The following is a 13,189-nucleotide window of genomic DNA, read 5'->3' on the forward strand; positions in this document are numbered from 1 at the left end:
CGTGGATGAACCGATTCCGCCGGCTCCTCGTCCGCTGGGAGAAGCGCGAGCAGAACTACGAGGCAATGCTCCATCTCGCCTGTGCCTGGATCACGATGAAACTGGCTGGGGTTTTCGGATAGGCTCTAAGTAAAGCTGCGTTCTTCTTTACTTACTTGCGGAACGTCCCTGGTTTCTCGTGCCCGATTTCTTGTTCCGCTCCAGCCTTCGTGGGCCGCCGACTACGCGCGCCCCAGGATCAATGCGCCGGTAGGCACGCCCACGCCGCTCGTGACGAGCACGTGATTCGCGCGCGCAGGCTGATTCACGCTCTGGCCGCGCACGAGCCGCGCGCCTTCGGCGATGCCGTTCACGCCGTGGATGTAGGCCTCGCTCAGCAGGCCGCCGTGCGTGTTGTTGGGGAGGCGCCCGCCGACTTCGAGCGCGCCGCCGCGGATGAAGTCCTTCGCCTCGCCCTTCTTGCAGAAGCCGAACGATTCGAGCTGGATCAACACCTCGGGCGTGAAGGCGTCGTAGAGCACGGTCGCGTCGATGTCCTGCGGGCCGAGCTTCGACATCGCGTAGACCTGCTTCGCCGCGAGCTCCATCTCCGGCAGCGCGGCCATGTCCGGGCGGTAGAAGCTCGTCATCTGCTCCTGGCCCGCGGCGCTCGCCTGCGCCACGCCGCGGATCATCGCCGGCGGCTGCTTCAGGTCGCGCGCGCGCTCCGGCGTCGTGATCAGCAGCGCACAGCCGCCGTCGGTCTCCTGGCAGCAGTCGTAGAGGCGCAGCGGCTCGGTCACCCAGCGCGAGGCGAAGTACTGCTCCCTCGTCAGTGGCTGCTGATAGAACGCGGCGTTCGGATTCGTGACCGCGTGCTTGCGCGTCGCGATCGCGATCGTGGCGAGGTCGTCGCACGTCGCGCCGTACTCGTGCATGTAGCGCTGCGCGCACAGCGCCACCCACGACGCGGGCGTGAGCATTCCGAACGGCATGTACCAGGACCAATGGATCAGGTCGCTCGTGATGATGTTTCCGCTGACGCCCTGCCCCATGCGCTGGCCCGAGCGGCCGTTCAGCGCGCGGTAGACGACGACGTACTTCGCGGCGCCCGTCGCGACGGCCATCGCGGCCTGGTGCACGAGGCCTACGCACGCGCCGCCGCCGTAGGCGATGCGGCTGAACAGCGTCAGCTCGCCGATGCCGACCGTGCGAGCGACCTCGACCTCGTCGCTCGAGTCCATCAGGAACGTGACGAGCCCGTCGACGTCACTCGGTTTCAGCCCCGCGTCGTCGATCGCGTTGCGAACCGCCTGCGAGGCGAGGCTCAGCTCGGAGACGCCCGAGTTCTTCGTGTACTTCGTCTGCCCGATGCCTGCGATGGCGGCCTCGTCGTTCAGCGTGATGGGCATGCGAATTCCCTAATTGCTCGGCAGCTGCACGCGCACCTTGGCGGTGACATGGCTGCCCCAGGAGTTGTTGCCCGCGACCTCGACCTCGACGAGCTCCGGCGTCGCCGAGAGCACCTTGCCGCGCAGCTTCAGCGTGTCGCCCGGCATGCACGGGCCGCCGAGCTTCAGCCACACGCCCTTCACCACCGCGTTCGGCCCCGTCCAGTCCGTCACGTAGCGACCCACGAGGCCCTTCGTGGTGAGGATGTTCATGAACATGTTCGGCATGCCCTGCGCCTGCGCGGCCGCGGGGTCGTGATGCACGGGCGTGTAGTCGCGCGACGCGAGCGCGCCTCCCATGACGAGTGTCGCGGTCACCGCGATGTCGAGCGGCGGCAGCGCGTCGCCCGCCTTCACGTCTGCGAGGCGCAGCGTGGGCTTCATGCTGAAACCTCGAGGCCGCGCGACGCGATGTCGGCGCCGAGCGCGGCGAGCTGGGCCGAGGCGCCGCCGAGCGCGAGCTCGAGGCCCTTCGACCACAGGAAGTAGCGGTGGATCGGGTAGTCCATGTCGGAGCCGATGCCGCCGTGGAGATGCAGCGCGGCGTTCACGATGCGCGCGCCGCCCTCGCACGCCCAGATCTTCGCGACGCGCGCTTCGCGCTCGGCGGGGAGCTCGTCCGCGAGCCGGCACACCGCGCGCCAAAGGGTCCAGCGCATCGCCTCGAGATCGATGAAGGCGTCGGCCTCGCGGTGCTGCACCGCCTGAAACGAGCCGATCGCGACGCCGAACTGCTTGCGCTCGCGGGTGTAGTCCGCGGTGATCGCGAGCGCGCGGTCGCACACGCCGACGTGCAGCGCGGCGAGCGCGACGAGCGCGCGCGCATGGACCCAGCGCAGGATCTCGCCGCCGCCGGCGGGCAGCCGCGCGTCCTCGCTCACGCGCAGGCCGCGAAGTGTCAGGGAGAACAGCGGCTCGCCACTCGATGTCGTACTCGCCTCCAGCGTGAGTCCCGAGGCGCCGCGCTCGACCACGAACACCGCGACGCCGTCGCCCGTGCTCGCGGGCACGAGGATCGCGTCCGCGCGCCGCGCGTGCGGAACGAAGCGCTTTGCGCCGTCGAGCACCCAGCCCGCGCCGTCTCGGCGCGCGCGTGTCGCGGGTGCGAGCGCGTCAGCGCTGCCCGCGTCGTCGAGCGCGGCGCTGAGGACCGCGTCGCCGCTCGCGATGCGTGGGAGCCACGCACGCTGCTGCTCGGCGCTGCCGAAGCGCGCGATCGGCAGCGCGCCGAGCGCGAGCGATGCGAACGCGGCGCTCGGCAGTGCCGCGCGGCCAAGCTCTTCGAACAGCACGCACAGCTCGCGCAGGCCCATGCCCATGCCGCCGTGCGCTTCGGGAATCGCGATCCCTGACAGATTCGCCTGCGCGAGCTGCCTCCACGCAGCTTCGTCGCTCCAATCCGCCGTGCGCTCCGCCGCGCGCAGCCGCTCCTGCGTCGCTTCGGCATCGAGGATTCCGCGCGCGAGCTCGCGGATCGAGAGCTGCTCTTCCGAGAAGGCGAAGTCCATGCTTGTCATTCCGCCGGCTTGAAGAGCGGCAGCTTGAAGCCGTCTTCGTCGCTGTGGATGAACGACTGCACCCGCATGCCGATGCGCACGCCCGTGGGGTCGCAGCCGACCAGGTTCGAGAGGATGCGCTCGCCTTCCTCGAGATCGACGAGCGCGGCGACGATCGGGAAGTCGTAGCCGGGGAACTGCGGGTAGTGGATCACCGTGAAGCTGTGCAGCGTGCCGCGGCCGCTCGCGGCGATGTGATCCCACGCGAGCGAGCCGCACGCGTCGCACATCGGGCGCGGCGGATGGCGCAGCTTCTTGCACTCGCAGCAGCGCTGGATCGGCAGCACGCCGTCCTTCGCGACCGTGGTCCACCACCACCCGTTGTCGTGGCCCATCGGCGGCTTGAGTCGCGACGGCTTCGCGGGCTGCGCACCCGTGCTCGCCGGCGCTGCAGCGCGCGGCGCGTCCTTCGGAATGAACTTCAGCACGCGGAACGTCTGCCAGCCGACCTCGGCGTCGTTCTGATCCGTGAAGCGCGTGCGCGTGGTGATGAAGTAGCCGACGCCCGCGCCGGTCGATTTCTCTTCGCTGATGTGCTCGATCACCGTTTCGGCGGTGACGGTGTCGCCGGGCACGAGGTAACGATGGAACGCCTGCTCGGTGTCGGTCCCCAACACCCCCGTGTAGCCCGCGTCGGTGAGAATCTTGTGCAGGCGGTGCTCTTCGTTCTGTGGCGTGTCGTAGCCCTTGTGCATCTCCCAGCCCTGCATCGTCCACGCGTCGAGCATCATCGGAGGCGCGACGATCCCGCCGAACGGGCTCTGCTTCGCCGCGCTGGGATCGAGGTACACCGCGTTCGCGTCGCCCATCGCGTCGCACCACTGGCGGATCATCGGCTCGTTCACGGCGTCGCGGCCGGTGAACTTCGGGCCGATGGGCTTGCCGACGAACGCGCGGATGCTCGCCTCGAGCTCCGCTTTTTGTTCCGCGTTGAGCGCCATCGCGCAAACCTCGACTTGTTACGGAATCATCGACGGGAGCGCGGCTGCCCGAGGCCGGCCTGCGCGATGATGTCGCGCTGCACTTCGTTCACGCCGCCGCCGAAGGTGTTCACCATCGCGAGGCGATAGGCGCCTTCCATGAGGCCGTCGGTGACCGAGCCCGGCTCCCCCGTGCGCGCGATGCCGAATTGCTCGGTTATCTCGAGCAGCTGCCGGTAGCACTCGATCACCATCTCGGTGCCGAACACCTTCACCGCCGACGCGTCGGCCATGCCCGGAGTGCCTTGGTCGATCAGCCACGCGCTGCGCCAGTTCAGCACCTTCAGCGCCTCGAGCTTGGCGTACACGCGAGCGAGGCTCGCCTGCGCCCACGGCACCTCGGCGACGCGCCCGCCGCCTGGCCGCTCCGTCCCGCGCGCCCACGCGACGACGTCCTCGTACACCTTCTCGAGCGAGGCCGGCATCGCCATCGTGATGCGCTCGAGGTTCAGCTGCCCAGTGATTAGGGTCCAGCCGCCGTCGACCGGCCCCACCGTGTTCGCGAGCGGCACGCGCACGTCCTGGAAGTACGTCACGTTCGTGCGCTCGCCGCCGATCGTGCGGATCGGCGTCACGCTGAAGCCCTTCGCCGTCGTGGGCACGAGGATGATCGAGATGCCCTTGTGCTTGGGCGCGGCCTCGTCCGTGCGCGCGGCGAGCCAGATGTAGTCCGACGCCTGAGCGTGCGTCGTGAACACCTTCTGCCCGTTGATCACCCACTCGTCGCCGTCGCGGACGGCGCGCGTCTGCAGCGACGCGAGGTCGGTGCCCGCGCTCGGCTCCGAGTAGCCGATGCCGAACAGCATCTCGCCCGCGCGAATGCGCCCGAGGAAGTGCGCCTTCTGCTCCTCGGTCCCGTACTTCATCAGCATCGGACCGACCGTGTTCACCGTGATCAGCGGCAGCGGCGCGCGAGCGCGCCAGGTCTCGTCCCAAAAGATGAACTGCTCGAGGTGGCTACGGCCTTGGCCGCCCCACTCGCGCGGCCAGCCGACGGTGAGCCAGCCGTCCCGCCCCATTCGTCCCATCGCCTCGCGGAACGCCGGGCCACCGAGCTCGTCCCACTCCGCGTCGAGGCGCGCGCGCAAATCCCCGTGCGCGAACAGCTCGCGGTAGTAGGCGCGAATCTGGGCGCGTAGGGCTTCCTGCTCGGGGGAGAGATCGATCCGCATTCGGAGCCTCGGGTTGCGGATTTGAAACGTGTTCTAGGTCCGCAGTATGGCCTGCGCGCTTGTGCTCTGTCCAGTGCGCAGGAGGCTCCCGACTCTCGTCGATGCGAGCGCTACTCGCGCGGCGAGAGGGCGAGCTCCACCGCTTCTTCGACGCGCTGCGTGACGGTGCCGATCGGATGCAGCCCGCTCGCCCAACCGACGAGCGACGCGAACCAAACGTTCTGCAGGACGAGCGCGATGCGCCGCTCGCGCTCGGTGCCGACCGCCTCGGAGAGCGGCGCCGCGACATCGGCCGCTTCGCCGCGCAGCGCGGCGACGACCATGCGCGTCATGCGCAGATGGAACGCGGCTTGCTGAGCGGTGCTGCTCGCGTCTGCGGTGGCGATCGCGCGCACGACCGCGCGCGCGAAGTTCGGGCGCCGCGTGAGGCCGCGCGTCGCGCGCGCGAACAGCTCGGCGACGCGCTCGTGCGCGTTGCGCGCGCGCGGCGGGCGCTCGGCCATCACCCGTAACAACTCCGCGGTGTCCTCGTTCACCGCGAACAGCAGCACGTCCTCTTTGCTGCGGAAGTACTTGTAGAGCGTGCCGAGCGCGACCCCGGACGCCTCGGCCACGTCGCGCAGCCGCACACCGTCGAAGCCGCCCGCCTCCGCGAGCTCGATCGCGGCGTCGACGATGCGCCGCACGCGCCCCAGCTGCGACAGCGCGAGCCGCGGCGCCGAGAAGTCATCGGCAACAGCGGGATCGCGCGCGTCCGAGGGCATCGAGGAATTAGAACAGGTTGCAGAAAGAGAGGGAAGGAGAAAGTGCGGGGTCGGGACGATCGGGCGAGGAGTTGGGGGCGGACGCGGTGTGCGGTGGCGGCCGAGTCGGGGACGTTCCGCAAGTAAGTAAAGGAACCCACGGCTTTACTTACTTGCGGAACGTCCCAGGTCGGTGGTCGCCGCGACTGCGGTCTCGCTGCTCGACCTCTCAGCCGCCTCGTGACAGCTCAGCCTCGACGATCTGGCCCACGGCCTGGCGGGAGATCCTGAGCCTTCGCGCGACATCGCTCACCCTCATCCCGAACACGAGGACGGCGCGAATCACGACTCTTCGCCGAGCAGCGACGACCGCCGGCAGGCGGCTCCCCGTCAGAAGCGCGGCGGGGTCAACAGATCGCGCCGCGCACACCTCCTTGACCAACACTTCGAACTCGAGGGCGCCGGTGACGACGCGCTCCAGCCGCGGCTTCACATCGAACTCGCGCCACTGCGATGGATCGCGCGCGGGCTCCGCGCGCTCGATCGCCGCGACAAGCGTCCGCGCGTCGCCGCCGAATACCGCAAGCGTCTTCCCTACCGATTCGAACGCGCGCGCCTCGCGCACACCAAGCACTGCACCGAGGCTGCACCAGCGCGAGGCGATGACTTCGTCGAGCGTCAAGCCAATCTCGATCTGGTTGCGGAACACGTACGCGATCGACGTCTTGCGATACGCGTCGTCGTGGATCAACTCCGAGAGAAAGCGGTTCTGGAAGAGGTGACCGTCGCGGTCGTGGCGCAAGTTGAAGCGCATCGCGTAGCCCGTAAGCACACGCGCCATCAGCTGCGAGAGGCCGCCGATGCCACTCTCGAGAATGAAGTGCGCGTGATTCGACATGAACGTCGACGCGAGGCAGTAGGCGCCGAGCGCAGGCACCCAGCGATCGAGGCGGCTGGCGAGGTCTTCTCGGTCGTGGTCGTCGCGGAAGATGTCGCATCCGTCGACGCCGCGAATCATGACGTGGTGCGTGACGCCGGGGGCGTCGAGACGGGGGCCGCGAGGCATGGGGCTCTCTCGCGGGACCTGCGGGGTGGAAGGCGGCAGCTTCGTCGTTGCGAGGAACGCGCGCAACGAGAACGCGCGTTCACGCGCGAGCCGGGCCGGGGGCGGTGGAGGTGGCCCGCCTCGGGGACGTTCCGCAAGAAAGTAAAGCTGGGACTTTCTTTACTTGCTTGCGGAACGTCCCCGGTCTTCCCGTCCCCGCGCTTCTCTACTTACCCCGCGCCGATCGCCCCCGTCCCCGCCCTCTACTTCACCCACTTCGCGATCACGCTCTTCGCCGCCAGCGTGAGCACGCTGCGCGGGAGCAGGCGCATCCCTGCGTTCGCGCGCGCCCAGTTGAACCAGCCGCTGATCACCGACGGCTGCTGGCCGAGCGCGACGATCGCGTCGTCCACGACCTCGGCGGCGCTCGCGCCTTCGTGCGGCAGCTCGTCCGCGGCGGCGGCGAAGCGCGTGTCCGTCGAGCCGGGCAGCAGTGACAGCACGTCAACGCTGGTGCCCTGCAGCTCGCCCCAGAGCGCCTCACCGAGGAAGTTGTCGAAGGCCTTGCTCGCGCTGTAGAGCGCGTGCAGCGGCAGCGGCTGCGATCCCGACACGCTGCCTGTGAAGATCAGCGCGCCGCGTTTGCGCGCGACGAGCTTCGGCAGCAGTGCTGCAGTGATCGCCACCGGCGCGGCGCAGTTCAGTCGCACGAGCGCCGCGAGCCGCGCGGGATCCTGCTCGTGGAAGCGGCCGACGTAGCCCACGCCCGCGTTGTTGATGACGATCGCCACGTCGAGGTCGCTCGTCGCGGCGAGTAGCGCCGAGACGCCGCCGTCGGTTGCGAGGTCGCACGCGACGCAGCGCACGCGCACACCGTTCTTCTCGCGCAGCTCGCTCGCGAGCGCCTCGAGCTTCTCCGCGCCGCGCGCCGCGAGCACGAGCGAGACGCCGTCGGCGGCGAGCCGCCGCGCGAACTCCTCGCCGATTCCGGACGACGCGCCCGTAACGACTGCCCAGTCTCCGTATCGATCGCGCAGCGAGCGCTGCGGCGGTTGGAAGAGCTCGCGCGCGCGCCAGAGCTCGCGCGTGATCAGCGCGAACACCACGGCCGCGACGAAGCCCGCCGCGATCGCGCCGCTCTTGTCGCGCGCATAGAGCAGCGGCCACACGGCCATCGAGAACGCGACCTGTGCGGCGTACAGCGCTGCCCACGGCCACATCCACGAGCGCATGCGCCAGAAGCCGAGCACGCCCGCGCCGTACACGAACCAATGCGGCGGCTCGAGCAGCTTCGCCCACACGCCGTCGAAGCGGATGCCGAACCAGACTTCCTCGTCGAAGCGGGTGGGCTTCATCATGAAGTCCCACGGCACGTAGATGAACGCCATGTACGCGCAGAAGAACATCAGTGCGTTCATCCACCACGGCCTGCGCCCGAGCTGGTGCCGGATCCAGGTGCGCATGTCTCAGCCCTTCGCCGCGATCCGCGAGAGTGCGGCGTCGAGCGACTTCCGTAACAACCCAGCGCAAGCGTCGAGCTCGTCGTCGCTCGCGTTGAGCGGCGGGCCGAGCACTACGACGTCCTGCGCTGGCGGACAGCCCCCTGGATAGAAGAAAGCGCCGTGCGCGAGGCCGGCGCCGACGACGGCGCTCGTGAGCTTCACTTCTGCCGGGAACGGCTCGCGCGTCGCGCGGTCGCGCACGAGCTCGATCGCGAGCAACAACCCGCGCCCGCGAATCTCCGCCACGTTCGGGTGATCGCCGAGCTCGGCGGCGAGCCCGTCGCGCTCCATGATCTCGAGCACCTTGTCGGCGATCGCGCACGACGCAGGATGCGCCGAGTACGTGTAGTACATGACCTCCATGCCCGCGGCGCCGATCGGCGCGGCGACTTCCTCCGTCGCGTACACGCCGCTCATCGGCGCGTAGCCCGCGGCGAGGCCCTTGCCCGCAATCATCAGGTCGGGCGTCACGCCGAAGTGGTCCACCGCGAACTTCGCGCCGGTACGCCCGAAGCCGCACATCACCTCGTCGGCGATCAGCAGCACGCCGCGGCGGCGGCAGATCTCGGCGACGCGCGGCAGGTAGCCGTCCGGCGGCACGAGGGCGCCTGCGGTCGAGCCGCCGATCGGCTCGAGGATCACTGCGGCGACGCTGTCTGCGCCCGCGCGCTCGATCACCTCCTCGACGCCATCGGCGCAGGCGAGGTTGCATGCACCCGCGGCGCGACACGACTCGCAGCGCAGCGCATAACAAGCGGGCGCCTTCGGCCAATCGTGCAGCCACGGCTCGAAGCCCCTGCGCCGCTTCGCGTGTCCGCCGACGTCGAGCGTGGAAAAGGTCGTACCGTGATAACTGAGCGCCCGGCCGATCACCTTGAAGCGCCCCGGCTCACCCTTCGCGACGAAGTGCTGGCGCGCGATGCGCAGCGCGAGGTCGACCGCCTCGGATCCGCCGCTCGCGAAGATGCACCGCGTGAGCCCCGCCGGCAGCCACGCGCGGCGCAGCCGCTCGACGAGCCGCGCGCGGTGCTCCGTAACAAATGGCGGTACGACGTAGCTCACCTCGCGCAGCGCACGCGCCGCGGCATCGATCACCTCGGGATGCCAGTGGCCGACGTTCGCGGCGATCGCGCCCGCCGCGGCGTCGAGAATGCGGCGCCCGTCGGCGGTGGTGAAGTAGGAGCCCTGCGCGCTCGCGACCTTCAGCGAGAGGCCGCCGAAGGGGAGGAACGCGTACTGCTGCGCTTGCTCGTGAGTCATGGCTTTGATTCTGCGCCCGCGCTGCCGATGGAGCCAGCACCATTCGGAGGCGGAGCGGTGCGTCGAGCGGGACAGCGCGTGCGCGCGGCGGCAGCTCTGCTCGCGTGGGTACTCGCGTGCGGCGGCGAGCCCGAGACGCCGGAGTCGCGCGTGCGCGCTGCGCTCGCCGCGCTCGAGAGCGCAGTCGAGGCCGGCGACGTCGGCGCTTTCTCCGAAGGCATCTCGCCGAGCTACCGCGACGAGCTCGGTCACGATGCGCAGGCGGTTCAGAGCTACCTCCGCTTTCACGTGCTGCGAAACCCGAACGGGCGCGAACTGGTGCTGCGCATCCGCGACGTTCAGCTCACCAGCGCTGCGAGCGCGAGCGTGATGCTGCACGCGGGGCTCGCCGGCGCCGGCGAGAGTCAGCTGCGCGCGAATGCCTACGCGCTCGACCTCGACCTCGCGCTCGAAGACGGCGAGTGGCGCGTGGTGTGGGCGCAGTGGAAGCCGGCGGCGCCAGCGGAGCTGCTCTGACCAGCGCGGTGCGGACAAAACGCTCCATGCAAACCCCCGCACGCGCAGCGCGTTTTCACAACTCCTTCACAGAGAGTGACCTGCGACACGCCGTGCGCTGTCTACCCTCGGCGAGTCTGACCCCGATCTCAGGGGTTGGACTTCGCCGAGGAGGATCCGCGTGCACTTCTGGGAGGAAGCCGAGTACCTGCCGATCCCTGAGTTGTCGCCTTACGTCACACACGATCGCTACGAGCGCCGGCCCTCGCGCAGCGTGAGTGCGAGCCAGCGCGTGGGGATGTGCTTGCGGAAGCGGATCGGCGGTGTGCGCTCCCAGAGCGCGGGCGCTGCGATCTCCTCCACTCGTGCAGGCTTCGTCGGGCCGTCGTTCAGCGTCACGCCGCGGCGCAGCTGCGCGAGCGCGCCCCGCCCGGGCTCGCCCTCCACCTGCACCCAGTAGGTCTTCGGCAGCTTGTGCTTCGGATCCGCGATGCGCGCCTGCAGCGCGCCGTCGTCCGTCAACAACAACAGCCCCTCGCTGTCGTAGTCGAGCCGGCCCGCGGCGTAGACCCCCGGCACGCGCACGAAGTCGGCGAGCGTCGCGCGGCCCGATTCGTCCGTGAACTGCGAGAGCACGCGATAGGGCTTGTTGAAGAGAATCAGCCGCGCCACGTGCGCCTCGGCTCCGCCGTGCGGCGCGCCTTCAGTGGACGCGCTTCAAGAAGTCGAGCAGCAGCGCGTTCGTCTGTTCGGGGCGCTCTTGCTGGATCCAGTGGCCGCAACCGTCGAGGATGTGCGAACCGAGCAGGCCCGGCAGCGTTTGCGGGAACGCCGCGATCGCGGGTGCGCTCATGATCGTGGGGCCGTCCTTCGCGCCGCCGATGAAGAGCGACGGCAGCGTGATCGGGCGGCCTGCGAAGCCCGCGAGATCTTCGAAGTCGCGGTCCATGTTGCGGTAGCGCGAGAGTGGGCCGAAGAAGCCCGAGTACTCGAACTCGCGCGTGTACGCGTCCAAGTCGGCGTCCGAGAGCCAGCGCGGCATCTTCTCGGGGTAGACGAACTTGTTACGGAGCTTCGTGCCGCGCTCGACGAGGCCGATGTTCGGGCCGTTCACGACGTCTCCCGACGCGCACCAGTAGAAGCCGAGCAGCCAGCTGCGCACGTCCTCTTCGATCTCTGCCTCGGCGCGGCCCGGGATCTGGAAGTAGTCGGCGTAGATCTCGTCGTTGCCCGACATCGCGCGCATGCGCTGCGTCGGAGTTGGCCCGTTGAACGGCGCAGGCGGGACGTAGGGAACCGAGAGCCCCGCGACGCCGCGAAACAAGTCCGGCCGCAAGAGCGCGCTGTTCCACACGATCGGCGCGCCCCAGTCGTGGCCGACGAGCGTGACCTTGTCCGCGCCGAGGTTCTGTGCGACGCCGACCACGTCCGCGACGTTCTTCAGCATGCGGTAGTCCTCGACGCGCGTCGGCTTCGAAGAGCGCCCGTAGCCGCGCACGTCGATCGCGACGGCGCGATAGCCCGCCGCCGCGAGCGCGGGCAGCTGATAGCGCCACGAGTACCAGCTCTCCGGGAAACCGTGTACGAGCACGACCGCAGGCCCGGTGCCGCACTCCGCGACGTGAATGCGCGAGCTGTTGTTGGTGGCGATAGAGCGGTGCGTGATCGCGGCCATGGTTCCCTCCGGGACGTGCAACGGGGACGTACGTGCAACTCAACGCGTTCACTTGCACGTACGTCCCCGTTGCGTCCCCGTTGCACGTGTTAGCCGAGCGTCGCCGGAATCGCGCTGAACCCGCGGAAGCGCGCGCGGCCGCCACGCGTCGGCGCGCCGGCGAGCGCGAACTTCGGGAAGCGCGCGAGGAAGCGGCCGATCGCGATGCGGCCTTCGAGGCGCGCGACGTTCATGCCGACGCATTGGTGCGGGCCCGTGCCGAACGCGAGGTGGCGGTTCGGCGTGCGCGTGAGGTCGAGCACGTCGGGGCGCTCGAAGCGCGCGGGGTCGCGGTTCGCGGCGCCGATGCAGAGCGTGAGCGAGGCGCCCGCCGCGAGCGCGACGCCTCCGATCTCGGCCGCGCGCGTGGTGCGCCGGTTGCCGAGCTGGTTCGAGCTCTCGAAGCGCAGGAACTCCTCGACCGCGCTCGCGAGCAGCGCCGGCTCTCCTAACAACCGCGCGCGCTCGCTGGGCCACTCGCACAGCAGCACGAGCGCGTTGCCGATCAGGTTCGTCGTCGTCTCGTGGCCGGCGTTCAGGATGAACACGCAGTTTTGGACGAGCTCGTGCTCCGTGAGCCGCGCGCCATCGGCCTCGCCTGCGATGAGGCGCGTGAGCACGTCGTGCGCGGGGTCGCCGGGATGTGCACGCCGCTCGGCGACGAGGCGCTCGAGGTACGCCGTGAACTCGCGCACTGCGGCGTTGCCGCGCGCGAGCTGATCGGCGCTCGGCGCCGGCTCGAGCGCGCCGAGGATCGCGAGCGACCACGCGCGCAGCGGGCCGCGCTCGTCGCGCGGCACCGCGAGCAGGTTGCCGATCACCTCCACCGGGATCGCCGCCGCGAAGTCCTCGATCAGGTCCGCGTGTCCGCCGCGCTCCATGTCGCCCAACAAGCGGTCCACGAGCGCCGTCACTTGCGGCTCTAACTCCGCGATCGCGCGCGGCGTGAGCGCTCCAGCGAGGATCTTGCGCACGCGCGTGTGCTGGGCGCCGTCGTTGAAGACGAGGCTCGCCGTGTGATGTGCGTAGAGCGGCGAGTCGGCGCCGAACTTTGGCGCGAACTCCGCACGCTTGTCGGAGCAGAACGTCGCGGCGTCGCGATAGACGGCGTCGAGATCCGCCCAGCGCGTGAGCAGCACGCTGCCCGACGCCATGCGATGCACCGGCGCGAACGTGCGCAGCGCGTGGTAGGTGGGAACCGGGTCGTCGAGGAAGCCCGGTGCGAGTGCCGTCAGGTCGAAGCGCGAAGCCACCTCGCGAGCTTGCGCGTCGGGCAGACGCCGCATCCCGTG

Annotated in this window: 14 protein-coding genes; 2 read left to right on the forward strand and 12 right to left on the reverse strand. The window is 69.7% G+C overall.

Translation table 11 applies throughout. The annotated features are described in order from the left end of the window. A partial coding sequence (locus tag FJ091_18340; protein ID MBM4385316.1) for an IS5/IS1182 family transposase occupies window positions 1–122 on the forward strand: 122 nt, incomplete at its 5' end. Between the two features lie 99 nt (window positions 123–221). Here FJ091_18340 and FJ091_18345 read toward each other — a convergent pair. The 9 genes from FJ091_18345 to FJ091_18385 all read right to left on the reverse strand — a co-directional run bounded on the left by FJ091_18345 (window position 222) and on the right by FJ091_18385 (window position 9,688). Beyond that, on the reverse strand, window positions 222–1,391 hold the full coding sequence (locus FJ091_18345) for a lipid-transfer protein (GenBank protein ID MBM4385317.1): 1,170 nt from the start codon (window positions 1,389–1,391) through the stop codon (window positions 222–224). Window positions 1,392–1,400: 9 nt separating this feature from the next. Further along, window positions 1,401–1,787, reverse strand: a complete 387-nt coding sequence (locus FJ091_18350) for an acyl dehydratase (protein MBM4385318.1) — start codon at window positions 1,785–1,787, stop codon at window positions 1,401–1,403. A gap of 23 nt (window positions 1,788–1,810) precedes the next feature. Then, window positions 1,811–2,938, reverse strand: coding sequence for an acyl-CoA/acyl-ACP dehydrogenase (locus FJ091_18355; protein ID MBM4385319.1), 1,128 nt, complete (start codon window positions 2,936–2,938; stop codon window positions 1,811–1,813). Between the two features lie 5 nt (window positions 2,939–2,943). Next, window positions 2,944–3,927 (reverse strand): bifunctional MaoC family dehydratase/OB-fold nucleic acid binding domain-containing protein, encoded by a 984-nt coding sequence (locus FJ091_18360; protein ID MBM4385320.1) that lies wholly within the window; start codon window positions 3,925–3,927, stop codon window positions 2,944–2,946. A gap of 26 nt (window positions 3,928–3,953) precedes the next feature. Next, entirely contained in the window at window positions 3,954–5,138 is a 1,185-nt protein-coding gene (locus tag FJ091_18365) for an acyl-CoA dehydrogenase family protein (GenBank protein ID MBM4385321.1), read from the reverse strand. Window positions 5,139–5,248: 110 nt separating this feature from the next. Further along, the gene (locus FJ091_18370; protein ID MBM4385322.1) at window positions 5,249–5,902 is read right to left on the reverse strand and encodes a TetR family transcriptional regulator; all 654 of its coding nucleotides are present in this window, start codon (window positions 5,900–5,902) and stop codon (window positions 5,249–5,251) included. 208 nt (window positions 5,903–6,110) lie between these two features. Further along, on the reverse strand, window positions 6,111–6,947 hold the full coding sequence (locus tag FJ091_18375) for a hypothetical protein (protein ID MBM4385323.1): 837 nt from the start codon (window positions 6,945–6,947) through the stop codon (window positions 6,111–6,113). A gap of 242 nt (window positions 6,948–7,189) precedes the next feature. After that, the gene (locus FJ091_18380; GenBank protein ID MBM4385324.1) at window positions 7,190–8,389 is read right to left on the reverse strand and encodes an SDR family NAD(P)-dependent oxidoreductase; all 1,200 of its coding nucleotides are present in this window, start codon (window positions 8,387–8,389) and stop codon (window positions 7,190–7,192) included. A gap of 3 nt (window positions 8,390–8,392) precedes the next feature. Then, a complete protein-coding gene (locus FJ091_18385) occupies window positions 8,393–9,688 on the reverse strand; it encodes an aspartate aminotransferase family protein (protein MBM4385325.1) in 1,296 nt (431 codons plus the stop codon). 57 nt (window positions 9,689–9,745) lie between these two features. Here FJ091_18385 and FJ091_18390 point away from each other — a divergent pair, with 57 nt between their 5' ends. Further along, entirely contained in the window at window positions 9,746–10,204 is a 459-nt protein-coding gene (locus FJ091_18390) for a hypothetical protein (protein MBM4385326.1), read from the forward strand. Between the two features lie 228 nt (window positions 10,205–10,432). On the opposite strand, the gene FJ091_18395 is transcribed toward FJ091_18390, so the two are convergent. The 3 genes from FJ091_18395 to FJ091_18405 form a co-directional block, all read right to left on the reverse strand. Then, window positions 10,433–10,855, reverse strand: a complete 423-nt coding sequence (locus FJ091_18395) for a pseudouridine synthase (GenBank protein MBM4385327.1) — start codon at window positions 10,853–10,855, stop codon at window positions 10,433–10,435. A gap of 31 nt (window positions 10,856–10,886) precedes the next feature. Continuing rightward, window positions 10,887–11,858, reverse strand: coding sequence for an alpha/beta hydrolase (locus FJ091_18400; GenBank protein MBM4385328.1), 972 nt, complete (start codon window positions 11,856–11,858; stop codon window positions 10,887–10,889). Between the two features lie 89 nt (window positions 11,859–11,947). After that, window positions 11,948–13,183 carry a cytochrome P450 gene (locus tag FJ091_18405; GenBank protein ID MBM4385329.1) on the reverse strand — a complete coding sequence of 412 codons (1,236 nt, stop codon included), beginning with the start codon at window positions 13,181–13,183 and terminating at the stop codon, window positions 11,948–11,950. Window positions 13,184–13,189 lie beyond the last annotated feature (6 nt).

The organism is Deltaproteobacteria bacterium (genome assembly GCA_016875395.1).
Taxonomy (GTDB): domain Bacteria; phylum Myxococcota_A; class UBA9160; order UBA9160; family UBA6930; genus VGRF01.